Genomic DNA, 24,304 nt, shown 5'->3' on the forward strand with positions numbered 1-24,304 from the left:
CCGACCGTGCCCGAGCTGCTGGAGGTGGAGGCCTACCGTCGCCTGGCCAGCCGCGTGGTCGGCCTCGACGTCGTCGCCGTGGCGGCCCCGGACCCGTGGTTCCTCAAGGGTGGGCTCGACGCGCTCACGGTCACCGACGCCCTGGTGGGCCGGCGGCTCACCGATGCCCGGCGGATCGGCAAGCTCCTGGTGATCGACACCGACGGGCCCACCCTGGGGCTGCGCTTCGGGATGACGGGAGTGCTCGACGTCGACGGGGTCGACGGGGTCGAGCGCCTGGAGTACGGCGGCAGCCGCCGAGAGCCGGCGTGGGATCGCTTCACCCTCGTGTTCGAGGGCGATCGGGCGCTGAAGGTGCGTGACGCCCGCCGCCTGGGCGGGGTGGAGCTCGACCCCGACGAGGCCCGCCTCGGCATCGATGCCGCCGCCCTGACCCCGGCCGGGCTCCGAGCCGTGCTGGGCACCAGCCAGGCCCCGCTCAAGGCCCGGTTGATGGACCAGGCCCGGGTCGCCGGGCTGGGGAACCTGCTCACCGACGAAGCCCTCTGGCGCGCCGGCCTCGACCCCGCCCGCCCGGCGGGGAGCCTCTCGCCCGCCGAGCAGCGGCGCCTGCTGACCCACATCCGGCGCACGCTCGACGAGCTGGGGGAGCGGGGTGGGTCCCACACCGGGGACCTGCAGGCCAGCCGTCGCCGAGGCGGTGTGTGCCCCCGCGACGGCGCCGAGCTCGAGCGCCGCACGGTGGGCGGGCGCACGACGTACTCGTGCCCGCACCACCAGCACTGATCCCTCGCCCCCGAGGCCTGTCGGCGCGACACTCGCTCCCACCGCGACCCTGGCCCCTTCCTCGGTTCCTGCATGGTTTCGGCGTGCTGGAGCACGTCCAAACCATGCAGGAAGCCAGGGTTCCGATCGGGTTGTCGGTGCCACCGATCGACGGGGGGTCGGCGGGTAGCATCGCCGGATCGTCCCGGCCCGGGTCGATCCTGGACACGACCAGTCGCCCGGACCCGATCAGAAGGCTGTCCTTGGTGTCGCCCCTCCCCACGAGCCAACCGCCCGTCCGAGGCGTCGCCGATCAGGCACGCCTGCGGACTCTGGCGAGCCTCGTGGCAGCGTTGGTGGCCGGGACGGCGTTGCTGGTCGCGCTGCTCTCGACGCCGGCGTCGGCCGCGGACGACCCGACCACCACGGCGCCGCCGACGACCGCCCCACCGACGACGCCGCCGCCGACGACGGCCCCGCCCACCACCGCCCCGCCCACCACGCAGCCGCCGCCTCCGCCCCCACCCCCCCCTCCGCCGCCGCCGACGAACCCGCCCACGACGCGCGCGCCGGCGACCACCTCGCCCCCTCGTACCACGGCCACCACCAGCCCGCCGACCACGGCCCCGACCACCACCGAGGCGCCGAGCACCACGGCCTCGACCACCACCACGACCGCCGATCCCGCGGTCGTGATCCCGGGCAACACCACCACCACCGTGGCCCCCGGCGACGACGATGGCGGTAGCGGTGGCCCCTCGACCTCCACCCAGCTGGCCCTGGTCGTGGGCGGGCTGGTCGCCGTGGCCGGCGGCCTGTCGGTCCTCACCTTCCTCTACTGGCGCCGCACCCGACCGGTGCCCTACAACGCGGCGCTCGACGCCCTGGGCGAGCTGGCCGGTCCGCCCCCCATCACCGGCTCGGGTCCGGTGGTCGCCGGGGCACCGACGGTCCTCGACGGCCCCCTCGGGGTCGACGGACCTCTCGGAGCCGAGGAGTCGCCCACCCGCGCCGGCCCCGTCGGACCCTCGGGTGAGCCCACCGTGGCCGCCGCCGTCGTGGGCAGCCCAGGACCGGCGAACGACGACGTCCCCGTGGACCCGGCGCCTTCCACCCGTGCGGTCCCGGCGCTCGAGGCGGACGCGTCGCCCATCGTCCCGGGCGGCCCGGGCTTCCGTGTCGTGGGCCCGGTCGCCGCCGGCGCGGCTGCGGCCGCCGCCGCGTCCGGTGACGACGAACCCGTCGACCAGGCCGACGACCGCCCATCGGTCGACGGGGGCGGCGCGCCGACCGCAGCTGCCGCGGCGGACGAGAGCGCCGCGGCGCCCCTGGAGGATGACGACGAGCCTGGGGCGAGCCGATCTGCAGGCTCCGCCCCGGACCACCGCACCGACGAGCCCACGGTCGACGAGACCACGATCGCCGCACCGGTGATCGAACCCACGGCGGGCGAACCGCCGGTTGCGGAGCCGACGGTGGACGAAACCGCGGTCGAGGAGCCTGCGGTCGAGGAGCCTGCGGTCGAGGAGTCTGCGGTCGAGGAGTCTGCGGTCTCCGCCGCGCCCGTGGTGAGCCCGGTCGCGGCGCCGTTCCGTTTCGTGACCCGCGAGGAGCTCGAGCCGGTGGAGCCGGTCGAGCCCGCTCGACGCGACGCGGTGACCCCGCCGGGCGATCACGACGCGCCGGCCGTCGACGCGCCGGCCATCGAAGCGCCGGCGCTGTTCCCCGACGGCGAGGGACCCCGCCCGGTCGAGCCCGCCCGCACCGACGCCGACGACGACCCCGCCGCTGCCGACGAACCGCTGACGTTGTCGCTGTGGGACGACGACGAACCGGCGCCGCAGATCGCTCCTCTCAGCCCCGAGGACCTCTTCGGACCCGACCGTCGTTGACGTCGTCGATCCGCCGGCCCGAACCCTGCCGGGGGTGGGCGGTACGGTTGGGGCATGGCCACCTTCGATCCCGACGAGATGATCACGCGGTTCCGAGAGCGGGCCACAGCGGTGAAAACCAGGCCGCTGCCGCCCGTCGCCGGAGCGGAACGGGCCAAGTTCGTGGCCCAGGCGCAGGTCGACTACCAGGACTTCGCCATCATCGGTGACGCCGAGGCCACGGTCGAGGACGGCATCCTGACGTTGCGCGTGGACCTGCGTCCACCGGAGGCCCGGCAGGGCGACGCCGGTGGGGCCTGAGGCGGAGCTGGTCCCGGTCCCGGCGCCCCCGTCGGGAGCTGACCCCCGGCGCTTCGTCGCCGCCGTCGAGGCCATCGACGCCGCCAACGCCCACGACCCCAACCAGATGGAGGTCGATGGCACCACCCTGCCCAAGGAACTGGCCCACGCCGCGGCCATGACGACCTGGGTGCGCCGGCTCGACCCGGAGGCCGACGAGGCCCAGCTGCTGGCGGCGCGAGCCCACCACTTCCGGCGCTGGACCCATCCCCGCTCGGCCTTCCCCGAGGGGCGGGCCGGGTACCTGCGGTGGCGCACCGAGGCCAAGGCCCGGCAGGCGGCCGAGGTGGCCGAGCTCCTCACCTCGGTCGGCTACGGGCCCGACGTGGTCGACCGCGTGCGTGAGCTGGTGGGCAAGGTGGGGCTGGGCCGGGGCGACCTGCCCGACGTCGACGGCCGCCCGCCGGCGGTGCAGACGCACGAGGACGCCCTCTGCCTGGTCTTCCTCACCACCCAGTTCGATCCCCTGGCCGATCAGCTGGGCGACGACAAGATGGTCGACGTCCTGGCGCGCACGTTGGCCAAGATGGGCGCCCGTGGGCGGGCCGAGGCGCTGGGTCTCGATCTCGACGAGCGGGCCCTGGTCCTCGTCGCGGCCGCGGTCGAACGTGCGGGAGGCGCCGGTGAGCGATGAGGAGGGCGGCCTCGACCCGGTCTCCGACCTCGCCGGGCTCGACGAGCTGTTGGCGTCGCCGACGGAGCCGCTGAGCGACGAAGACGACGAGATCACCGGAGCTCCGGGCCTCTACGTCACGCCATCGCGGGGGCTGGCATCAGGTGGCTCCCGGCCCCTCCCGGTCGACACGTCCCGGCTGGACGACGAACCTCCCCCGTCCGGAGGCACCGCCGCCGCCGGTCGTCCGGTCGGGCCTCCGGCCACGACGGCCACGACGAGTCCTGCGGCCGAGTCGGGACGGGCCCGGACGGAACAGATGCCGGCCGAGTCGACTGCCGAGCCGCCGCCGTTCGTCTCCCCCGACGCGGACCTCGGGCCGACCGTCGGTGCCGACGAGGCGCTTGCTGCGGCCGTGCACCGGGGACCGAGGTGGCACCCGCCGCCGGTGAAGGCCCCACCGCTCGCGACTCCACTCGACGTCGGCCCTGTTGGGCCGCCGCCGTCCCCGCCACCGCCAGCCCCGTCGGCCGGGCCTGCCGCGGCGGTGCCCGCGGGCTCACGGCCCGAGTCACGGCAGGTCCCGGAGCGCCGTGCCCATCCACGGGTGCGGCGGTGGTTCGGGCGGAACCGGGACGAGACCATCGACGACACGGAGCCGAGGGGCCAGGCGCCGGGGGCGTCCTGACGGCCACCGGCTCTCGTCGGTCGCGGCTTTGGTGTGGGCCCGAACCCGCTTGCTATGGTGACGTGCCCACGCGGACGTAGCTCAGTTGGTAGAGCATCACCTTGCCAAGGTGAGGGTCGCGAGTTCGAATCTCGTCGTCCGCTCCACGAAGCATCGCCGCAGGCGCCTCTCCGGAGGCGCCTGCGGCGCGTCGGCGGAGGGCTCGAGCGGGGTCAGGCGTCGAAGAGCTCGACCACGGCGGGTTTGGTGACCTTCCCCATCACGTTGCGGGGGAGCGACCCGACCACCAGGTAGCGGGTGGGGACCTTGGCGGGTGCCAAGCGCTCCTTGCCCCATGCCCGCAGCTCGTCGACGAGCATGGGTGCGGCGGCGTCGGCGGGCACGACCGCCATGGCCACCCGGTCGCCCCACTCCTCGTCCGGGAGCCCGACCACGGCGCAGTCGGCGATGGCCGGATGGGTGCGGTACACCTCCTCGATCTCCAGCGCCGAGACCTTCTCGCCGCCGGTCTTGAGGATGTCGACCGACGATCGGCCGAGGAGCCGGAAGCCCTCCGGGTGACGCACGGCCACGTCGCCGGTGCGGAACCACCCGTCGGTGAACGCCTCGGCCGTGGCCTCGGGTCGGTTCCAGTAGCCGGCGAAGAGCTGAGGGCCCTGCAGGAGGAGCTCGCCGGGCTCACCGTCGGGCACGTCGGCCCCGTGGTCGTCGACCAGCCGGGTGCGCACACCCGGGAACGGCACGCCCACGTGACCTGGCACCCGTCGCTCGAGGGGGTTGCCGAGCGCCATGCCCACCTCGGTCATCCCGTAGCGCTCGAGCAGCTCCTGACCGCTGATCGAGCGCCAGCGCTCGAGCACCGACACCGGGAGGGCGGCCGACCCCGACACCATCAGCCGCGCCCGAGCCGCCCCGGCGCTCCATCGGTCGCGGGTGGCCGGATCGGCGGCCTCCCACGTGGCGATCAGCCGGGCGTAGATCGTGGGCACGGCCATGAACACGGAGATCTCGCCCGAACCCAGGCGTTCCCACGTGGCCATGGCATCGAAGCCGCCGGGCGCCTCGCACACCGCCCCCACCCACAGCGGCGTGAGGGCCACGTTGACGATGCCGTGCACGTGGTGCAGCGGCAGCACCAGCAGGGTGCGGTCCTCGCCTGTCCACCCCCAGGCTTCCACCATGGCGGTGATCTGGGCCCGGAGGCTGGCGTGGGTGTGCACGGCGCCCTTGGGACGCCCCGTCGTTCCACTGGTGAAGACCATGAGCGCCGGCCGGTCGGCGCTCACCGAGGGCAGGGGTGCGTCCGCTACCCACGAGCGGGGATCGAAGGCGGGACCGGCCGCCACCACCCGCGACGAGCAGCCCGCAGCCAGCTGGTCGGCGAGGTCTCGGTGCTCCTCGGAGGACACGATGGCCACGGGATCGGCGTCGGCCACCAGGCCCGACAGCTCGGCCACGGGGTGGTCGGGATGGAGGGGGACGGCCGTGGCCCCGGCGTGCCAGCAGCCGGCCAGGGCGGCCACGAACTGGCGGCCAGGCCGGCACAGCACGATCACCCGTGACCCGTCGAGGTCCGAAGATCCCGCCAGCAGCTGGGCCGCCAGCGCACGGGCTGCGCCGTCGAGCGCGGCGTAGCTGATCGTGCCGAGCGGATCGACGATCGCGGGACGGTCGCCGCCCCGGCCGAGCTGGTCGGTGAAGAGCGGGAGGTCGTCCGTCGTGGGCGTGTCGTCGTCCATGTGCTCTCCATGCTGCCCTGCTCGTCGGGGTCCGGGTGCTGCGACGTCCTCGGGGCGGCCGAGTGTCGCCCAGCCGGCACCCGGGGGAACGGACGGTGACCGCTGTGCCACCGTTCACCCAATTCCTCGCGTTCCGGCTCGGGGTGCCCACGGCGGGGTGTGTACGTTCGCCGTCGTGATCGGTTCGATCCGCTCGGCGCCAGCCAGCGGGAGCGAACCCGCTGTCGTTCCGGGCCCGATGGTGACGGTGGTCACGGCCCCGGTTCCGGGCGACGCCGCCCGCCCGGTCCGGTCCCGAGGCCGCTGGCTGTCCCGGGGTCTCACCCTCGCCGTCGCGATCACCATGGTCGCCGGGGCCGTGCGCCTGCGAGGCACCCTCGCCGAGGCGGTGTCGTCGCTGCTCGATCTGCCTGCGCTCACCGTGGTCGGCGTGCTGACCTGTTGGGTGGTCGTGGTCGTGGCGCGAGCGTCGCTGTACCGGTGGTCCCTGCCCGGGGCGGGCACCGGACAGGGGCTGGTGCTCGATCAGGTGAACCTGGCCGTGGCCAACTCGGTGCCGGGCGGTGGCATCGTCTCGGCCACCCTGCGCTACCGCATCGGGCGCAGCCTCGGGCACCGCCCCGAGGACATGGCGCTGAGCATGCTCGCCGTCGGCGAAGCCATGTCGGTGGCCCGATGGCTGCTGATCGTCGCCGTGCTGCTGGGCTCGATCGTGACCGGAGCGGCGAGCGGCCTGGATCTGCTGGTGTTGGGCAGTGCGGTGGCCGCGGTGGGGGCCAGCGCCGTCTTCTGGTGGGTCGTGTCCTGCGACACGGCGGCGGGTCGTTGGCTGGTCCGCCAGACCCAACGGGCGGTGGACCGGATCGGCCGGCGGGTGCCCGCTCTCCGAGAGACCCTCGTGGAGCCCTTCGTCGGGCGGTTGCGGGTGGGCGCCGGTTCGCTCCTGCGTCACCGCACCGGCGCTCTCCTGGCGGGGTCGGCGGCCGTGACGATGGGCGGCGCACTGATCGTGGTGCTGGTGGTCCAGGGCGTCCAGGGTCAGGGCGCGCCCGGGGCGTGGGACGTGGTGCGGGTGTACCTGCTGGCGCGGGTCGCCGCCGGGTTCTCACCCACGCCCGGTGGGGTGGGCGTGGTGGAGGGCACCCTCGCCGTGGGTCTGGTCGCCGCCGGCGCCGACCCGGCGGCCGCCTTCGCGGCCGTGCTCGTCTACCGGGGTCTCACCTACGCGCTGCCCATCGTGACCGGCTCGGCCGTGTACCTGGGGTGGCGTCGATGGCAGCGCCTGCCCCGCCGCACACCACGCGACCCCGCCGCACTCGGGCACACTGGGAGCCATGGAGCCGTTGCTGAGCGTCGGTGAGGCCCTCGAGGACTGGTCGGGCGACGCCCGCTACTTCGAGTACAGCCGGGCCGCCAACCCGGTCGGCTCGGGCCGGGTGCCCAAGGTGCCGCTCGAGCGCTTCCCCGCGGCCCGCCACCGCGAGACGGCGACCGGCGTGGTGCCGTTCGACCTCTCCGACGAGCTCGCCGTCGGGGACGGTCCCGCCACCTCGCCGGCGCTGCTGGCATCGTTCGTGCGGGTCGCCGCCGGCGACGAGCTGATCACCGACGCCAACGCCACCTCCGAGCTCTTCCACGTGCTCGAGGGCGGCGGCTCCACCCTGGTCGGCGGCACCGAGCTGTCGTGGGCAGAGGGCGACTTCTTCGTGCTCCCGGCCGGGGGCCCGCGGCGTCACCGGGCCGACGTCGACGCCCTCCTCTACTGGGTGCACGACGAGCCGCTGCTGCGCTACCTGGGGGTGGCCCCCGTCGACGCCCGGTTCGCGGCCACCCGCTTCGCCGCCCGCGAGGTCCGCGCCGAGCTCGACCGGGTCGTGGCCTCACCCCACGCCACCGACCGCAACCGGTTGGCCGTGTTGCTCAACACCGCCCCGAACGACCGCACCCAGACCGTCACCCACGTGCTGTGGGCCATGTACGGCCTGGTGCCCGCCGGCGCAGTCCAGCGACCCCACCGCCACCAGTCGGTGGCGCTCGATCTGGTGGCCGAGTGCCCACCGGGCTGCTTCACGCTGGTCGGTCGCGAGATCGACGAGCGGGGCGAGATCGTCGACCCGGTCCGCGTCGACTGGGAGCCCCAGGGGGCGTTCGTGACCCCGCCGGGGCTCTGGCACGCCCACTACAACACCTCGGACCGTCCGGCGATCATCGTGCCCATCCAGGACGCCGGTCTGCACACGCACCTGCGGTCGCTCGACATCCGCTTCGCCCCACCGGCGCGGAGCTGACGGCCGGAGAGCCCCTCCGGGAGGGGGTTGGCGCGGGAGTGAGCGGCCACTACCATCCTCATATACCCCCAGGGGTATAAATGCCGATCCGACAACCGGCCGAGAACCGGTCCGACACCCGAGCGCGAGGCCGGGTGAGCGAGGAGTACCCCATGCGACCGACGATCCCATGTCCCGCTGCCCGCTCCGGGCCGGCCGGCGCCGCCGGCCTCCTCCGCCCCGGTACGGTCGGGCCATGAACATCTCGGCGTCCCCCCTCCCCACGGTCACCGTTCAGGAGGCCAACGAGCGCCCGCCGGGCACCCCCCTCGTCGACGTCCGCGAGGACGACGAGTGGAACGACGGCCACGCCCCCGACGCGGTCTCGGTGCCGATGAGTCGCATCAGCATCGACGACATCCCCGAGGGTCGCCCCGTGTACTGCATCTGCCGCAGCGGCAACCGCTCCGGGAAGGTGGCCGAGGCGCTCATCGGCGCCGGCGTCGACGCCGTCAACGTCGAGGGCGGCATGATCGCCTGGGCCGACGCCGGGCTCCCCGTCACCCGCTGACCCCGCGCCGGCGACGGGAGACTCGGTCGCCGGCGCCGGCGCCGTGCCAGCATCGGGCGATGCACGCCGTCACCATCGTCGACCAGCGCCCCGAGTGGCGCCAGCACCCTGACCCCCGGCCCGGCCACGGCGAGGTCCTGGTCCGGGTGCGCGCCGCCGGCCTCAACGGCGCCGACCGCATCCAGCTGGCCGGGCTCTACCCGGCGCCGGCCGGCTCTCCCCCCGACATCCTCGGGCTCGAGCTGGCCGGTGAGGTGGCCGCCGTCGGGTCGGGGGTCACCCGATGGCACGAGGGCGACCGGGTCATGGCCGTGGTCGGCGGTGGCGGTCAGGCCGAGCTGGCGGTGGTGCACGAGCGGCACCTGCTCCCCGTCCCGGACGGCCTGTCGTGGGCCGAAGCGGGCGGCTTCCCCGAGGTCTTCGCTACTGCTCACGACGCGCTGTTCACCCAGTGCCACCTGGGAATGGGTGAGCGGATGTGCGTGCACGGTGCGGCGGGAGGCGTCGGCATCGCCGGAGTCCAGCTGGCGGTGGCGGCCGGCGCCTCGGTGGTGGCGACCGTCCGCGATCCGGCCCGCCGGGCCGACGTCGCCGCGCTCGGCGCGACCGCCGTGGCCCCCGACGGCTTCGTCGACCACGGGCCCTACGACGTGGTGCTCGAGCTGGTCGGTGCCCCCAACATGGCCGCCAACCTGCGGGCGCTCGCCGGGGGTGGGCGGATCTCGGTCATCGGCATCGGCGCCGGGGCCAAGGCCGAGGTGAACCTCGGGGCCCTGATGACCCGGCGAGGACGCATCCACGGGTCCACGCTGCGCGCCCGTTCGCTGGAGGACAAGGCTCTGGCCGCCCGGCAGGTCGAGGCCCACGTGTTGCCGCTGCTGGACGCAGGGACGGTCCGGGTTCCGGTGGCGGCCACCTACCCGATGGCCGACGCCGCCGCTGCGCTCGAGCGCTTCGCAGCCGGCGGCAAGTTCGGCAAGATCGTGCTCCTGGCGCCCGACTGAGCAGGTCACGGGCCGCTTCGGCGGTCATGGGCGGATTCACACCTGGTTCTCACCTTGGCCCGGCGGAGTCCTTACCGCCGGACGAGAACGTGGGGGTGTCCCGAGAAGGACAGCACCCGTCCACCCACCAAGGGAGCAGACCCCATGCGCAAGCAACTCGCCACCATCGGCCTCGCCGCCACCCTCGTCGCCGGTGGCGCCGGCGCCCTCGCCCTGGTCGGCCCAGGCGTCTCGTTCGCCCAGGAAGCCACCGACGAGGGAACAGGCACCGTCGACGAGAGCGTCGAGCGCGACGGCCGCCTGACCGACGCCCTCCAGCCCCTGCTCGACGACGGCACCCTGACCCAGGACCAGCTCGACGCCGTGGTCGACACCCTCCGCGAGGCCCTGCCTCGTGGCGGCCACGGTCCCGGCATGCGAGGCGGCCCCGGCCTCGACGCCGCGGCCGAAGTCCTGGGGGTCTCCGTCGAGGACCTCCGCACGGCGCGGCGCGACGGCCAGTCCATCGCCGACCTCGCCGTCGCCAACGGCGTGGACGTTCAGGTCGTCGTCGACGCCCTCGTGGCCGAGGCCCGGTCCCACATGGCCGACAAGGTCGACGAGGGCGACCTGACCCAGGAAGAGGCCGACGAGCGCCTCGCCGCCGTCACCGAGCGGATCAGCGCCATGGTCAACGGAGAGCGCCCGGAGGGCGCTCCCGAGGGCGGTCCGCGCCAGCGCATGCAGGAGCGCTTCGGCTCCTGAGACCAGGGTCCGGTCGGTGCTGTCGGCCGGCCCGGACGCCTCCTTTCCACCGCTCCCGGTCGGCCCCGTCGACACCCCCGGGAGCGGTGGCGGCGCGCCGGTTCCGCCCCGGTAGGGTCACGGCCATGGCTCGACTGCTGGTGACCAACGACGACGGCATCCACGGTCCGGGGCTCCATGCCCTCGCCCGAGCGCTCGAAGCCGACGGCCACGACGTCGTCGTGGTCGCCCCCGACTACGACGCCAGCGGCACCTCGGCGTCGTTGGGGCGCTTCGATCTGCGCGGGCACCTTCCCGTGCAGCAGGCGGAGCTGCCCGGGGCCCCCGGCATCGAAGCCTGGGCCCTCGCCGGTCCGCCGGCCATGTGCGTGCTGGCCGCCGTGCTCGGCGGTTTCGGTGGCCCCGAGCCCGAGGCCATCGTGTCGGGCATCAACGCCGGGGCCAACACCGGTCGGGCCATCCTGCACTCGGGCACGGTCGGTGCCGCCCTCACCGCCCAGAACTTCGGCTACCGGGGTCTGGCCGTGAGCCTGGCCGAACGTGATGACGACGAGTGGGAGTGGGACTGTGCGTCGCACCTGGCCGTCGAGGTCACCCGCCGTCTGCTCGAGGCCCCGCTGCGCGCCACCCTCAACCTCAACGTGCCGGCGGTGCCCTCCGGGGTCACCCCGCCGCTGCGGTGGGCCCGGCTGGCGTCGTTCGGCACCGTGCGCTCGTCGATGACAGGTGCCGAGGAGGGGGCGTTGCAGTTCGAGCTCGTCGCCGTCGACCAGGAGCTGCGCCACGACACCGACACGGCGATGATCCGTGAGGGCATCGCCACGCTCACCGCACTCGGCGGCCTGGCGGAGGTGTGGGCCTCACCGCCGGACGGTCCGGCCGACGCCGCCGACGCCGACCCCGGCGGGGTCACGGGTCCCACCGGTGGACTGCACGTCGAGGCCCACGCCGCTCCCGGTGACGACCTCTCACCGGCGCACCTGTTCGCTGACCCCGAGGTCGCCGACCACCTCCATCCGCGACGCCCGGACTGAGCGCGCCCCTGCCTGGCGGGTCGGCGGCGGGGTGGGCCCGCGGGTCGGTCAGTTGCCCGAAGGGGCCGGCTCGGTGGTGGTCAGCGGTGCGGGCGCAGGGTCCTCGAAGGACTCCTCGCAGGACTGCGCCCCGACGAACACCAGCAGCAGACCCACCACCAGACCGCCCAGGGCCATGCCGATGCGGACCGGGGCGGGGACATGGGCGAGCGGCGGGCGCCGGCGGGGGGTGGCCATCAGTCGAGGACGCTACCGCCAACACGGTCGGGTGCCGCGGCCACGGGCGCTAACGTGGGTCGGCCGGGCGGCGTGGCCGAGTGGCTGAGGCAAGGGCCTGCAAAGCCCTGTACGTGGGTTCGATTCCCACCGCCGCCTCCGAGGGCCTGACCAACGCACGACGTGGTCAGGCCCTCTTCGCGCCCAGGGGTCCAGCCTCCGGGTGGCGCCAGCCCCTACCCTCGTCGCCGGGCCGAGCCGGACCTGGACCGGCGCCGAGAAGGGGATGCGAGCCATGTCGAACGTGCCACCGCCGGACGAGCCGACGCAGCCGGTGCCACCGGTCGAGGGCGGTCCGCCTCCCGAGTCGACACCGCCCGATGCGGCGTCGGCCCCCACCGAAGCCGTCCCGGCGGCCGAACCGCCTCCCACCCAGGCGATGCCCCCCGTCCCGCCACCCTCCGGTCCTCCCCCCGGGCAGCCCCCGACCGGGCCGCCGCCATCGGGCGGTGGGAGCAACACGGCGTTGTGGATCGTGGTGGGCATCCTGGCCGTGATCGTGGTGATCATCGTGGGGATCGGCATCGGCATGGCCATCTCGGGCGACGACTCGCCCACGACCACCACCACCACGTCGTCGTCGACCACGTCGTCGTCCACCACGACCACGACGACGCGTCCGACCACCACCACCAGGCCGCCGACCACCACGACCACCGCCCCCACGACCACGACCACCGCCCCCACCACGACGACCACCGAGCCCCCGACGACGACGACAGAGGCGCCATAGCGCGCGCCCGACCGGGGCGGCGACGGGGAGGGCATCCCGCCCGCCCCCGGTGCTGTGAGGGTCAGCCGCGCCCGCCGCGCCCGCCGCGCCCGCCGCGCCCGCCGCGGCGCCAGCGCGGGTCGAGGTGCAGGACGGCGTCGGCCAGCCGGGCGCCGATCACCACGTCGAACCCCTTGGCCACGCGGGCCGGCGCCGCTCGGCCGGTGATGCGGTGCGCGGCGCGGCCGATGGGGAGCCAGGCGTAGGTGCGATGCACCTCCGGGTAGCCCCACGTGAAGCAGCGGTCCGCGTCGTCGAGGTGGTGCACGTCGTTGAAGTGCCGCCGCGACGAACGGACCCAGCTCGGTGACCACCGGCCCAGGAAGAAGCTCAGGTCGCTCGGCCGGAGCCGTTCGGGGATCGGGTAGCCCACGACAGAGGCCGGCTCCAGCCAGACCGAGCCGCCGGCGTCGTGGATGCGCAGAGCCAGGTCGAGGTGCTCGCCCTGGGCGAGCATGCGCCCGTCCGGTCCGCCCAGGTCCTCGAGGCGGGCGCGGTCGAAGAGGGCGGTGTGGAACTCGAACAGCTCGACGGGTTCGGTCTCGAGGTGGTCGACGGCCTCGAGTGGGTCACCCAGGTGGCGGTGCGACTCCTGGAGGCTGCGCCGGCCGTCGGCCTCCACTCGCACGTGGCAGTCGCCCCCGGCATCGTGGACGGTTGTGCCGTGGCGGTCCGTCTGCAGCACCAGCGGGCGCACCACCCAGGCGTCGTGCTCGACGGCGGCGTGCACGAGAGGTTCCAGCCAGCCCGGTCGGGGCAGGACGTCGTTGTCGAGGAGCACGACGAAACGGGTGGCGACCGACCTGAGGCCGATGCGCCGAGCGACGTTGGGGGCCAGGTGGCGCGCCGGCCCGACGAGCTGGAGGCGATCACCCGCGATGGCCTCCGCCTCGGCCTCGACCCGTGCCGGCATGCCGCCCCGCACGACGACGATCGAGACACTGTCGGGAGTGGTGTCGACGAGCGCCCGCAGGGTCGCCGCAGTCGATGAGTAGCGCTCGCGGGGCACGACCACCAGCGTGACGGTGGACGAGAGGTCGGTGGTGCCCGTCATCGCGGTCGCGGTCGGGGGAGGCGGCGGCGGGCCCGGCCGGCCAGGCCGTGGACTCGTCGTCGGAGGTGTCGAGCCGTGTCCTCGGCGACGCGGCGCGTCCGCCACCTCGCCGAGGCCGGCAGCTGGACGCGAGATCGTCCTCGGCCCACCACGAGCTCGGGCGGCGGCGGCGGGGGATCGCCCACGAGGGTCTCGCGGGCGACAGCGACGAATGCCGGGGTGGTCAGGGCTTCGGCCAGGCTCATCAGCTCGTCGTGGGTCCCGCGATCGTGGGTGGGGTGGGAGAGCTTGCCCGAGATGCGCAGCGCCCCGTGCAGGCTGTCGTCGACCTCGTTGGCCACGCGGACCACGATCGCCTGGCGATCGAGCCAGGTGAGGACGGCGAGCTCGGTTCGGCACCGGCGAGCGATCTCGGGGCTCCACCCCAGCGTGTGGTAGCGGTGCACGATGGCCTCGGCCCTCGCCCCGACCGTGTGGCGCAGGTCGCGGCGGTGCCGGTGGTCCGCCCCTCGGCGGCTGTCGCCGAAGTCGCCTTGGTCATAGGCGGCATGGACGAGGGCGGCGGCCACCGTGTCGGCCGGCGCCCCGGCGATCAGCGTGCCCGACGCCGTGCCGATCAGGTGGTCGAGGAAGGGCTTTCCCTCGGGTCGTTCGGCGCCGGCGAAGAGCAGGCTCGCCCGGTCGAAGGCGGCCCGGATGACGGCCAGCTGCGACGGGTCGAAGTCGGCCTCTCCCAGCTGGCAGACCATCTGGGGCCAGGTCTGGGCGATGTCAGCCATCGATGGGTTCCAGGGTCCCATGGCCGCGCCGGGGACGGGCCCAGGCTCAGATGTAGTCCTCGAGGCGGGCGATGCGCAGGCCGGCGGCGTCGGCCATGGCCGTGATGGCCTCGAGGTTGGCCCGCAGGTCGGGCTTGAAGTGGGTGAGGATGATGTCACCCGGCTCCAGCGTGGGCTTCTGGAGCGTCACCACCCCGTCGTCGATGACGCCCATCCACATCACGACGGCCTTCTGACCGCATCCCGCCGACACCTGCTTGGTCGTCTCGTTCGACGCACCGTAGGGAGGACGGACCAGGTAGCCCCGCTGGCCGTAGGTCTGGTCGAGGAGGTCGGCCATGCCGCAGATCTCGCTGCGTTGGCCGTCGGCGCCGAGGGTGGTGAGGTTGGCGTGGCTGCGGGTGTGGGTGTGGACCTTGTTGCCCAGGTCGATGAGCCGCTGGAAGTACTCGGGGTGGGTGCGCACCGGCGGATCGTTCAGGAACATCGACACGGGCATGCCGGTCTGCTCGATGTACTGGAGGGCCGGCTCGTCGGCCACGTTGCCATCGTCGATGGTGATGAAGATGACCGGATCGGTGGTGTCGACCGAGTGGATGAGCGGCACGCCTGCCGGATCGCTGGGCAAGGGTGCGACGGCCGTGGGCGGTGCCGAGGTGGTGGTGGTGGGTGGCTCGGTGACGGGCACGGTGGTGGTGGTCGTCTCGGCGACCTGCGCCGTGGTGTCGACCGGCACGGTGCCGTCGTCGGTGCGGACGTCGTTGCCGGTGGCCGCCTCGGAACGGCCGATCGCGCCGCTGGCGAGGACCACGACGCCGGCCAGGAAGACCACGGCCAAGATGATGGCGGCGCGTTGGCGAGTGGTGGAGGTGGTCACGCGGAGGTCAGTCCAGTTCTGGAGCGGCGAGGGCGCCGAGCACGGCCGCAGGGCCGGCGGTGAGTACGGTGAGCAGCACCCGGCGGGTGCCGAGCGTCGGCCAGGCCAGGGTGGCTCCGATGGCATCCGACGCATCGCCGACCGCCGACATCGCCGCCCAGGGACGCACGGACGTGCCCTGATCGAGTGCGTGAAGCGTACCGGCTGCGAGCGCCAGGTCGCGTGCACCCAGCCCGCGCAGCGCCACGCGGACCCGTCGGTCGGCCGCCACGTCGCCGAGCCAGCGCCGGCCCATGGCACCGGGGGCGATCACGAGGGCGAGCCCCACGACGGCCCGCGCTGCGGCGAGCACCCTGACGACCTGGCGATGATCCATCCCCATGTTCTAGGCGTTCGGGCCCTCCGGCGCCCATCGGGTGGGTGCGTGGTCGTGGTGTCGGCGGGCCCCCTGCCCCCTGCCGGGTTCCCTGGCCCGCCGCCCCGACTGCTATGGTCATCTGCCTGTCGGGCCCCGCGTCCGGCGCCTGAGCGGACCCGTAGCTCAGTTGGCTAGAGCGCTTCCTCGACACGGAAGAGGTCGCTGGTTCGAGTCCAGTCGGGTCCACCACCTGATCGAAGGCGCCCCTCGAGGGCGCCTTCGTCGCGTGGTCGGAGTGCGGAGCCGGGGTCAGCGCGCGCCTGGGGCCCTGGTGCGGCGGGGACGTCGGGCGGGGGACCCCTCGCCTAGGGTCGCGCTCGCACACCACGCCACCGCGCCCCTCCGGCAGCTGTCGCCGGCTGGGGGCCCGATCGTCCTTGGGGGACTTCTCAGATGCTGACGCCGTTCGACGACTTCCCGATCCACCAGACCCCGGAGCCCATCGCCCAGACGGTCAGCGCCGATCCGAACCACTACGACCGGTACTTCTTCGACGGCTTCGACCAGGACGGGCGCTTCTTCATCGGTGGCGCCATGGGCCACTACCCCAACCGGGGGGTGATCGACGCCGCCTTCAGCATCGTGATCGACGGGGTGCAGCACTCGGTGTTCGCGTCGGGGCTGATGTCCTTCGACCGGGCCACCACGGTCGGTCCCGTCACCATCGAGGTGCTCGAACCGCTGCGGGCCATCCGTTTCACCGTCGCCGCCAACGAGCACGGACCCAGCTGCGACCTGGTCTTCCGCGCCCGCACCGCAGCCATCGAGGAGCCCAAGCAGCGCATCGTGCGCAACAGCGTGCCGATCATGGACTACACCCGCCTCACGCAGTGGGGCACCTGGGAGGGCACCGTCGACGTCGACGGCACCACCGTCGACGTGGCTCCCGAGTCCACCTTCGGCGTGCGGGACCGTTCGTGGGGTGTGCGCGGCGTGGGCGACCAGGTCGCCACCAACTTCCCGGGAGGGGCCCCGCAGGTCTTCTGGCTCTGGGCCCCGCTGCACTTCGAGGACCGCTGCACCCACCTGGCCATGTTCGAACGGGCCGACGGCACCCGCTGGATGGAGTCGGCCCTCATCGTCCCCACCCTGGCCGGACCCGACGCCCCGACCTGGGGGGATGTCACCGAACCCACCGAGGTCGGCGACATCACCTACGACATCGACTGGATCCCGGGCACCCGCGAGATGGCGTCGGCCCGCCTCGGGTTCCGCGACGCCGACGGTGTCGAGCAGGCCATCGAGTTCGAACGCCTCTTCACCTTCCGGATGCGAGGCATCGGCTACATGCACCCGCACTGGTCCCACGGCTCGCTGCACGGTGAGCTCGAGGTGGGCGGCGAGTCGGTGCGCCTCGAGGACTTCGATCCCCAGGACCCCTCGTGCATCCACATCCAGACCCTCTGCAAGGTGCGCATGGGCGACGCCGAGGGCGTCGGCATCCTCGAGCAGCTGGCCTTCGGTGAGCACGGGCCCACCGGCCTCACCGGCGTCGTGGACGGCTACCGCTCCGCCGGCTGAGCACTCCTCGGCCGGGTGGGGCCACGGCGGGCGCGTCAGGCGCCCCCGGCCACCTGGTCGAGGGCGGCCTGCAGCTTGGCGCGTGCGTCGGCGGCGACCTCGGTGAAACCGGGATCGTCCATCAGCTCGCTGGGGTCGACGGCGTCGACACGGGTTCCGCCGTCGACCGCGGCGAGGGTGACGTTGCACGGCAGGAGCAGGGCCACGGACGGATCGAGCTCGAGGGCCCGGTGGGCCAGGTGGGGGTTGCACGCCCCGAGGATCTTGAGGGGTGCCCGGTCGACGTCGATCTTGGCCTTGAGCACTCCGGCCACGTCGATCTCGGTGAGGACCCCGAAGCCGTTCTGGGCCAGGGCCTCCTTCACACGAGCCTCGGTCTCGGCCATGTCGGTGGGCACGGTCACGGTGATGGCGTTCATCGGGCATCCTCCTCGATCCGTTCCAGCATACCCTCCCGGGTATTTGTCACGGGGTGGGTCACGCCGGGGCCACCGAGACAGGGATGGCGTTGAGCACGGCGTTCCCCGAGAGCGGATCGAGCTGCTCGCCGTCGGTGAGCAGGTTGCTGTTGACCCCGGGGCGCCGGCCCGCCACCTCGGCGGACGTGCCCGGCAGGTCGTGCCCCCAACCGTGGGGGAGGCTCACCACGCCCGGGAGCAGCGCATCGGTGACCTCCACGGCCGCCGTGAGCCGGCCCACCCGTGAGCTCACCGTGGCCGTGCCCCCGTCGGCCAGGCCGAGACGGTCGGCGTCGTCGGGGTGGACCTGCAGCGTGCAACGGAAGCGGCCCTTCACCAGGACCTCCACGTTGTGCATCCACGAGTTGTTGGAGCGCAGATGACGCCGCCCGACGAGCAGCAGCGATCCGTCGTCGGCTCGTCCGGCACCCGCTTCCAGGTCGGCCGCGAGCCGCTGCAGGTCGGCGAGCACCGGCTCGGGCGCCAGCTCGACGCGGCCCGACGGGGTGCGCAGGGCCGCCGGGAGGCGGGAGGTGAGCGCACCGAGGTCGACTCCGTGGGGGTTGGCCTCGAGCACGTCGAGCGACAGGCCATCCGGGACCTCCCCGAACCAGTCGCCCCGATCGCCGGTGCGGATCATGACGTCGACGACCTGGTCGACCGCCGAACGTCCCTCGGGCGCGGCGACGGTGCGCCTGAGCTCCTCGACCGTGCGATCGGCCACGGGAGAGCCGGGCCGGTCGATGGCGGCCTGGAGGGCGCCGGTGATGAGCAGGTCGTCGATGACGCCAGGGTCGTCGCCGGCCTCCGGCCCGGTGGCGATGAGCGCCAGTCGGGCGAGGATCTCGTGCTCCTGGGGGGCCTCGGTGGCGAACAGGGGCGGAGACCACTCGGCGTAGTTGCGCACCGCCATGGCGTAGAAGGCCAGGTGGTACTCGCTGCGCTCGAGCGCCGACGGCGGGGGCAGGATCACGTGGGCGTGGCGCGTCGTCTCGTTGCGGTAGGGGTCGACGCTGACCATGAACTCGAGCTCGCCCAGGGCGGCGTCGAGGCGAGCGGCGTCGGGTGTCGACAGCACCGGGTTGCCGGCCACGGTGACCATGGCGCGGACCTGGCCCTCGCCGGGGGTGAGGATCTCCTCGGCCAGCGTGGCCACCGGGAGCTCCCCGCGCACCTCGGGGTGGCCCCGCACCCGGCTGTGGCGGCGACCGACGGCGAACCCCCGGCCGGGGCCGGCGGTCCGCTCGGCGGTGTGGGCCGGCAGCGAGAACATGGCGCCGCCGGCGCGATCGAGGTTCCCGGTGACGACGTTGAGCACGTCCACCGCCCACGCGGCGATGGTGCCGAAGCGCACCGTGTGGGTGCCGACGCGCCCGTACACGGCGGCGGTGGGCGACTCGGCGACCTCGCGGGCCATGCGGCGGATCGTGTCGACCGAGACGCCCGTGCGGGGCGCCACCACCTCGGGGGTGAAGCGCTCGATCGCGGCGCGGAGCTCGTCGACCCCGACCACGTGCTCACCCAGGCGGCCGAGGTCGACGCGGTCCTCGGCGAACAGCACCTGCACCATGGCCACCAGCAGGTGGGCGTCGGTGCCCGGCCGGATGGGCACCCACTCGTCGGCGTGCTCGGCCGTGGCCGTGCGGCGTGGGTCGACGACGACGACCTTGCCGCCACGTTCGCGGATCGCTTCGAGGCGGCCCGGGAAGTCGGGGGCGGTGCACAGGCTCCCGTTGCTCTCGTAGGGGTTGGCTCCCAGGATCAGGAGGTGGTCGGTGCGGTCGAGGTCCGGCACGGCGATGAGGAGGGGGTCGCCGAAGAGGTAGCCGCTCGACACGTGCTTGGGCATCTGGTCGACGGTGGAGGCCGAGTAGACGTTGGTGGTGCCGAGGGCCTTCACCAGCGGGCGGTTGTACACGGTGGCGCCGAGCGAGTGGATGCTGGGGTTGCCGAGGTAGACGGCCACGGCGTCGCGCCCGTGGCGCTCCATCACCCCCTGGAGGCCCTCCGCCACCACCCGGAAGGCCTCCTCCCACGAGACCTCCTGCCACGTGGCGGTGGCCGGGTCGTCGCCGTGGCGCACCACCGGGTGGCGGAGCCGGTCGGGGTCGGTGTGGAGGCGTTGGAGAGCCGATCCCTTCGGGCAGATGAAGCCGTTGGAGAAGGTGTTGGCCCGGTCGCCGCGGATGCGCACCACCTGGCCCTCGCGCACGGTGAGCTCGAGCCCACAGGTCGCCTCGCACAACGGGCAGGTGCGGTGGTGCACCGAGGTCGACGCGGTCGCGTCGCCGGCCTCGGCCCCGCCGTCGGTCGTCGCATCGATCGTCATGGTGTGTCCTCCCCCCTGCAGACAGTACGCCCGCCTCGCCGCCGCAGCCCCGCGTAACCTGCGGGCATGGCGGACCCCCCTGACGCCCCAGCCACCGAGGCCGCCACGTCGGACGCCCCGGTGGAGGTCCCCGCCAACTATCCCGCCCACTGGGAGTTCGACGCCGTGCTCAGCGACGGCGGCACCGTCCACGTGCGGCCCGTACGACCCGACGACGCCGCTCGTATCGAGGCCTTTCACGGCCGCCAGTCGCGGGAGTCGATCTACTTCCGGTACTTCAGCCCCATGCCCCGACTCGGCGCCCGGGAGCTGGCCCGGGTGGTCAACGTCGACTACGTCTCGCGGCTGGCCCTCGTCGCCCTCCTGGGCGACGAGATCGTCGGTGTGGCCAGCTACGACACCTGGCACGACCGCAACGAGGCCGAGGTGGCCTTCATCGTCGACGACGCCCACCACGGGCGGGGCCTGGCCACCGTGCTGCTCGAGTACCTCTTGGTGGCGGCGCGGGAGAACGGCTTCGACGGCCTCACCGCCCAGGTCCTGCCCAGCAACCGCAAGATGCTGGGCGTCTTCCACCAGGTCGGGTTCCAGGTGTCGAGCGCCTTCGACGAGGGCGTCGTCGAGGTCCACCTCGGCCTCGAGCCCACCGACCGGTCACGTGACCTCATCGCCCAGCGCGAGCAGCGAGCCGAGGCGGCGTCGGTGGCCCGGCTGCTGTCGCCGAGGTCGATCGCGGTGATCGGCGCCGGCCGCGAGCGGGGCGGCATCGGCCACGAGGTCTTCCGTTCGCTGCTCGGGGGCGGGTTCGAAGGGCCCGTCTACCCGGTCAACCCGGCCGGCGGCCACGTGGCCAGCGTGCGGGCCCACGCGTCGATCCTCGACGTGCCCGACGAGGTCGACCTGGCCATCGTGGCCGTCCCCGCCGCCAACGTCCTCGAGGTGGTCGACGAGTGCGGGGCCAAGCGGGTGGAGGGCCTGCTCATCATCAGCGCCGGGTTCGACCAGCTCCCCGACGGCACCGAACGCCGGATCGTCGAGCGGGCCCGCTCGGTGGGCATGCGGGTGATCGGCCCGGAGTCGATGGGGGCGCTCAACACCGACGGCGCGGTCTCGCTGTTCGGCACCTTCGCCGACGTGTCGGTCCGCGCCGGGCGCGTCGGCTTCCTCACCCAGTCCGGCACCCTGGGCATCGCCGCCCTGGAGCACGCCCACCGACTGGGCGTGGGGATCTCGGCGTTCGTGGACGTGGGCGCCAAGCTCGACGTCTCGGGCAACGACCTGTTGCAGTACTGGGCGGCCGACGACCGCACCGCGGTGGTGGCGTTGTTCCTCGAGTCGTTCGGCAATCCGCGCAAGTTCACCCGCATCGCCCGCAGCGTGGCCCGCAGCAAGCCGATCGTGGCGGTCAAGAGCGGGCTCACCCGGCCGCCCCGGTTCTCCGGTGGACCCGAAGGGCTCTCGGCGGCGTGGCCGACCGACGCCACGGTGGCCGCGCTGTTGGCCCAGAGCGGCGTGATCCGAGTCGACACGGCCGGCGAGCTGTTCGACGTCGCTCGCGTCCTCGAACGTCAGCCCGTTCCCGCCGGCCGTCGGGTGGCGGTCGTGTCCAACGCCCGAGGGGCGTCGGTCCTGGCCGCCGACGCCTGCATCGGCGCCGGGCTGGCCACGCCGGAGCTGGCACCGGCGACCTTCTCGGCCTTGGAGGGCGTGGTGCCCGCCGGAGCTCGTCTGGCCAACCCGCTCGAGCTCACCTGGGAAGCGGGACCCGAGGCCTACGAGGCGGCCGTCGGAGCCGTCGTCGCCGACCCCGGCGTCGACGCCGTCATCGTGGTCTACGCGCCGCCGGTGCGCCCGGAGCGCCACGACGTGGCCCGGGCGGTGGCCCAGGCCGCGGCCGGTTCGGGCAAGCCGGTGGTGGCCACGTTCCTCGGCACCGATCCCGGCACCGACCTCGACGGCGGAGAGGTCCTGCCGCTGTTCCGGTTCCCGAGCGAAGCGGCCCAGGTGCTGGGCCGCATCGCCGGCTACGGCGAGTGGTTGGCCCGACCCGTCGGAAACCTGCCCGAGCCCGACGAGCTGGGCCTGCACATCGGCACGGTCCGCCAGATGGTGGCCGAGGCCCTCGACGGACGCCCGGAGGGACGGTGGTTGCAGCACGACGAGGCCTCGGCGCTGCTCGCCGCCGCCGGCATCGAGGTGTGCGCCACCGAGGTGGTCCACGACGCCGACGGCGCCGTGGCCGCGGCCGAGCGCCTGGGCTACCCGTTGGTGGTCAAGGCCACCGACGTCGGTCGCTACCACCGGGGCGAGGCCAGCGGGGTGGCTCTCGACCTGCGGGACCCCGAGGCGGTCCGCGCCGTGTACGAACGCATGCGGGCGTCGCTCGGTGCCGCCATGGAACCGGCGCTCGTGCAGCAGATGGCCGGCCCCGGGGCCGACGTGTTGGTGGTGGGCCACCAGCACCCGTCGTTCGGGGCGGTGCTCTCGATCGGCCTCGGCGGCTCGGTGGCCTTCGCCACCAGCGACCTGCCGGTGCGGGTCCTGCCCCTCTCGGACACCGATGCCACCGCTCTCGTCGACGCGTCACCCGTACGTGGGGTGCTCGCCGGTGAGGGCGCCGACGGCGCGGCCCGCGGGGCCATGGAGCACTTCCTCGTGCGCCTGGCGGCCCTCATGGAGCACGTGCCCGAGATCAGCGACGTGATGTTGAACCCGGTCATCGTCGGCGACGGCGGGGCCGCCGTCACCGATGCCTGGATCCGCCTGGCCCCGTATCGGGTCGACGCGCTCCAGGACGTCCGCCGTCTGAGCTGAGTGCTTCGCGGTGCCCCGGTTGCTGCGCCTGCGGCAGCCGGTGAGGTGGCGGGGCTGGAGCGCCAGCGACGCCGGCAGACCGCTGTGCTCCGCGCCGCCATCGGTGGGGTGGGGCTGGGTCCCCAGTGGGGTGGTGTCAGGTGGCGGGGCTGGAGCGCCAGCGACCCCGCCACACCGCGGCGCTCCGCGCCGCCAACAGCAGGGCCATCAGCGCGGTAGCCCGAGGATGCGCTCGGCGACGATGTTGCGCAGGATCTGGGTGGTGCCGCCCATGATGGTGTAGGCGGGGGCGTAGCAGGCGTTGCGGGAGATGCGGTTCCAGAGCATGGTCTCGGCGCCGGCGACGCGGGCGCAGAAGTCGGCCACGGCCACCTCGAACTCGGTGCCGATGGTCTTGGTGGCGGCCGAGAAGCCCTTGGGCGCCTGACCCAGCATCTCGCGGAGCACGAGGTGGCGCCCGATGCGGTAGGTCGACTCGATGCGGGCCACGTCCTGGCGGACCCGGGGGTCGGAGATGTCGGCCATGGGCAGCACGAGGTCGTAGAGCGCTCGGTTCGACACGAAGCGGTCGATGCCGCCCCGCTCGTGCTCCATCTGGCGCATGACCTGGCGGAAGCTGTCGTTCTCGACGCCCACGAGGTTCTCGACCGGCACCCGGACCTCGTCGTAGCGCACCTCGCAGAAGTGGGCGTTGCCGGTGACGTCGACGATGGGGCGGACCTCCACTCCCGGGGAGTGCAGGTCGACCAGGAACTCCGAGAGCCCCCGGTGCGGTGGCGCATCGGGGTCGGTGCGGGCGATCAGGTAGCACCAGTCGGCCTCGGCGGCTCCGCTGGTCCACACCTTGGCGCCGCTGATCACCCAGTGGTCGCCGTCGCGCACCGCTCGGGTGGAGATCGACGCCACGTCGGAGCCGGCGTCGGGTTCGCTCATGCCGATGCTCCACGCCGAGCGGCCGGCGATCATCTCGGGGAGGAACCGCCGCCGCTGCTCGGGGGTGCCGAACTGCAACAGGGTAGGGCCGATCTGGCGGTCGGCGAACCACGACGTGGCGAGCGGGGCGCCGCCGGCGATGAGCGCTTCGTAGACGACGAAGCGCTCCATGGTGCTACGGCCCTGGCCGCCTTCGTCGACCGGCCAGGTCATGCCGATCCAGCCTCGCTGGGCCAACTCGAGCGAGAAGGCCTTGGAGGTCCCGATCAGCCATGAGTCCTCGGGCACCCCGAAGGTGGTGCCCATGGGGTCGGGGGTGGGGTTCGGGTCGGTCCGGCCGGCCCATTCGGTGGCGAGAGCGCGGGCTTCGTCGCGCAGGTCGCGCAGCTCTTCGGGCTCGGCGAAGTCCATGCAGGC

At 73.7% G+C, this 24,304-nt stretch carries 23 protein-coding genes and 3 tRNA genes; 16 read left to right on the top strand and 10 right to left on the bottom strand.

Annotated elements, in window-relative coordinates; translation table 11 throughout:
* Positions 1-6 precede the first annotated feature (6 nt).
* Positions 7-786: a DNA-formamidopyrimidine glycosylase family protein gene (locus tag LUW87_RS00445; protein WP_232669107.1), complete on the top strand. Its 780-nt coding sequence runs from the start codon at positions 7-9 to the stop codon at positions 784-786.
* A 292-nt stretch (positions 787-1,078) separates the two neighbouring features.
* Here LUW87_RS00445 and LUW87_RS00450 read toward each other — a convergent pair whose 3' ends face one another.
* Positions 1,079-1,474 carry a hypothetical protein gene (locus tag LUW87_RS00450; RefSeq protein ID WP_232669108.1) on the bottom strand — a complete coding sequence of 132 codons (396 nt, stop codon included), beginning with the start codon at positions 1,472-1,474 and terminating at the stop codon, positions 1,079-1,081.
* Here LUW87_RS00450 and LUW87_RS00455 point away from each other — a divergent pair.
* From LUW87_RS00455 to LUW87_RS00470, 4 genes are all read left to right on the top strand, one after another.
* On the top strand, positions 1,458-2,657 hold the full coding sequence (locus LUW87_RS00455) for a hypothetical protein (RefSeq protein ID WP_232669109.1): 1,200 nt from the start codon (positions 1,458-1,460) through the stop codon (positions 2,655-2,657). The two genes, LUW87_RS00450 and LUW87_RS00455, sit on opposite strands and share 17 nt — an antisense overlap.
* A 54-nt stretch (positions 2,658-2,711) precedes the next feature.
* The gene (locus LUW87_RS00460; protein ID WP_232669110.1) at positions 2,712-2,957 is read left to right on the top strand and encodes a hypothetical protein; all 246 of its coding nucleotides are present in this window, start codon (positions 2,712-2,714) and stop codon (positions 2,955-2,957) included.
* Positions 2,947-3,630: a DUF4202 domain-containing protein gene (locus tag LUW87_RS00465; RefSeq protein WP_232669111.1), complete on the top strand. Its 684-nt coding sequence runs from the start codon at positions 2,947-2,949 to the stop codon at positions 3,628-3,630. The genes LUW87_RS00460 and LUW87_RS00465 overlap by 11 nt, the downstream gene beginning before the upstream one ends.
* 737 nt (positions 3,631-4,367) lie before the next feature.
* A tRNA-Gly gene (locus tag LUW87_RS00470) sits at positions 4,368-4,443 on the top strand.
* A 66-nt stretch (positions 4,444-4,509) separates the two neighbouring features.
* Here the strand turns inward: LUW87_RS00470 and LUW87_RS00475 are convergent.
* A complete protein-coding gene (locus tag LUW87_RS00475; RefSeq protein ID WP_232669112.1) occupies positions 4,510-6,036 on the bottom strand; it encodes an acyl-CoA synthetase in 1,527 nt (508 codons plus the stop codon).
* A 175-nt stretch (positions 6,037-6,211) separates the two neighbouring features.
* On the opposite strand from LUW87_RS00475, the gene LUW87_RS00480 reads away from it, so the two are divergent.
* From LUW87_RS00480 to surE, 6 genes are all read left to right on the top strand, one after another.
* Entirely contained in the window at positions 6,212-7,396 is a 1,185-nt protein-coding gene (locus LUW87_RS00480) for a lysylphosphatidylglycerol synthase domain-containing protein (RefSeq protein WP_232669113.1), read from the top strand.
* A complete protein-coding gene (locus tag LUW87_RS00485; RefSeq protein ID WP_232669114.1) occupies positions 7,371-8,324 on the top strand; it encodes a cupin domain-containing protein in 954 nt (317 codons plus the stop codon). The genes LUW87_RS00480 and LUW87_RS00485 overlap by 26 nt, the downstream gene beginning before the upstream one ends.
* 235 nt (positions 8,325-8,559) lie before the next feature.
* Positions 8,560-8,874, top strand: coding sequence for a rhodanese-like domain-containing protein (locus LUW87_RS00490; RefSeq protein ID WP_232669115.1), 315 nt, complete (start codon positions 8,560-8,562; stop codon positions 8,872-8,874).
* A 59-nt stretch (positions 8,875-8,933) separates the two neighbouring features.
* Positions 8,934-9,878 (top strand): zinc-binding dehydrogenase, encoded by a 945-nt coding sequence (locus tag LUW87_RS00495; RefSeq protein WP_232669116.1) that lies wholly within the window; start codon positions 8,934-8,936, stop codon positions 9,876-9,878.
* 144 nt (positions 9,879-10,022) lie between these two features.
* Positions 10,023-10,622, top strand: a complete 600-nt coding sequence (locus tag LUW87_RS00500; protein ID WP_232669117.1) for a hypothetical protein — start codon at positions 10,023-10,025, stop codon at positions 10,620-10,622.
* 125 nt (positions 10,623-10,747) lie between these two features.
* Positions 10,748-11,656, top strand: coding sequence for a 5'/3'-nucleotidase SurE (surE, locus tag LUW87_RS00505; protein ID WP_232669118.1), 909 nt, complete (start codon positions 10,748-10,750; stop codon positions 11,654-11,656).
* 48 nt (positions 11,657-11,704) lie between these two features.
* On the opposite strand, the gene LUW87_RS00510 is transcribed toward surE, so the two are convergent.
* Entirely contained in the window at positions 11,705-11,893 is a 189-nt protein-coding gene (locus LUW87_RS00510) for a hypothetical protein (protein WP_232669119.1), read from the bottom strand.
* A 66-nt stretch (positions 11,894-11,959) separates the two neighbouring features.
* On the opposite strand from LUW87_RS00510, the gene LUW87_RS00515 reads away from it, so the two are divergent.
* Positions 11,960-12,031 (top strand) — tRNA-Cys (locus LUW87_RS00515).
* A gap of 367 nt (positions 12,032-12,398) precedes the next feature.
* Positions 12,399-12,665 carry a hypothetical protein gene (locus LUW87_RS00520; RefSeq protein WP_232669120.1) on the top strand — a complete coding sequence of 89 codons (267 nt, stop codon included), beginning with the start codon at positions 12,399-12,401 and terminating at the stop codon, positions 12,663-12,665.
* A gap of 61 nt (positions 12,666-12,726) precedes the next feature.
* Here LUW87_RS00520 and LUW87_RS00525 read toward each other — a convergent pair whose 3' ends face one another.
* From LUW87_RS00525 to LUW87_RS00540, 4 genes are read right to left on the bottom strand one after another with little or no spacing between them, the layout of a single operon-like run.
* Positions 12,727-13,758 carry a glycosyltransferase family 2 protein gene (locus LUW87_RS00525; protein ID WP_232669121.1) on the bottom strand — a complete coding sequence of 344 codons (1,032 nt, stop codon included), beginning with the start codon at positions 13,756-13,758 and terminating at the stop codon, positions 12,727-12,729.
* Entirely contained in the window at positions 13,755-14,537 is a 783-nt protein-coding gene (locus LUW87_RS00530) for a DUF6817 domain-containing protein (RefSeq protein ID WP_232669122.1), read from the bottom strand. Before LUW87_RS00530 ends, LUW87_RS00525 begins: the two co-directional genes overlap by 4 nt.
* Positions 14,538-14,583: 46 nt before the next feature.
* Positions 14,584-15,414 (bottom strand): polysaccharide deacetylase family protein, encoded by an 831-nt coding sequence (locus LUW87_RS00535; protein ID WP_232669123.1) that lies wholly within the window; start codon positions 15,412-15,414, stop codon positions 14,584-14,586.
* A gap of 7 nt (positions 15,415-15,421) precedes the next feature.
* On the bottom strand, positions 15,422-15,790 hold the full coding sequence (locus tag LUW87_RS00540) for a hypothetical protein (RefSeq protein WP_232669124.1): 369 nt from the start codon (positions 15,788-15,790) through the stop codon (positions 15,422-15,424).
* Positions 15,791-15,944: 154 nt separating this feature from the next.
* On the opposite strand from LUW87_RS00540, the gene LUW87_RS00545 reads away from it, so the two are divergent.
* Positions 15,945-16,021: transfer RNA gene (locus tag LUW87_RS00545), tRNA-Val, on the top strand.
* Between the two features lie 204 nt (positions 16,022-16,225).
* Positions 16,226-17,353, top strand: a complete 1,128-nt coding sequence (locus tag LUW87_RS00550; RefSeq protein ID WP_232669125.1) for an Rv3169 family protein — start codon at positions 16,226-16,228, stop codon at positions 17,351-17,353.
* Between the two features lie 35 nt (positions 17,354-17,388).
* On the opposite strand, the gene LUW87_RS00555 is transcribed toward LUW87_RS00550, so the two are convergent.
* Together LUW87_RS00555 and LUW87_RS00560 are read right to left on the bottom strand one after the other, a co-directional pair.
* Positions 17,389-17,772, bottom strand: coding sequence for a DUF302 domain-containing protein (locus LUW87_RS00555; RefSeq protein ID WP_232669126.1), 384 nt, complete (start codon positions 17,770-17,772; stop codon positions 17,389-17,391).
* 58 nt (positions 17,773-17,830) lie between these two features.
* Positions 17,831-20,140: a molybdopterin oxidoreductase family protein gene (locus tag LUW87_RS00560; protein WP_232669127.1), complete on the bottom strand. Its 2,310-nt coding sequence runs from the start codon at positions 20,138-20,140 to the stop codon at positions 17,831-17,833.
* A gap of 66 nt (positions 20,141-20,206) precedes the next feature.
* Here LUW87_RS00560 and LUW87_RS00565 point away from each other — a divergent pair, with 66 nt between their 5' ends.
* Positions 20,207-22,954, top strand: a complete 2,748-nt coding sequence (locus LUW87_RS00565; RefSeq protein ID WP_232669128.1) for a bifunctional acetate--CoA ligase family protein/GNAT family N-acetyltransferase — start codon at positions 20,207-20,209, stop codon at positions 22,952-22,954.
* Positions 22,955-23,161: 207 nt separating this feature from the next.
* Here LUW87_RS00565 and LUW87_RS00570 read toward each other — a convergent pair whose 3' ends face one another.
* Complete coding sequence (locus LUW87_RS00570) at positions 23,162-24,298, bottom strand: acyl-CoA dehydrogenase family protein (protein ID WP_232669129.1); 1,137 nt, start codon at positions 24,296-24,298, stop codon at positions 23,162-23,164.
* Positions 24,299-24,304 lie beyond the last annotated feature (6 nt).

It is taken from the genome of Rhabdothermincola salaria, from assembly GCF_021246445.1.
Taxonomy (GTDB): domain Bacteria; phylum Actinomycetota; class Acidimicrobiia; order Acidimicrobiales; family Acidimicrobilacustridaceae; genus Rhabdothermincola_A; species Rhabdothermincola_A salaria.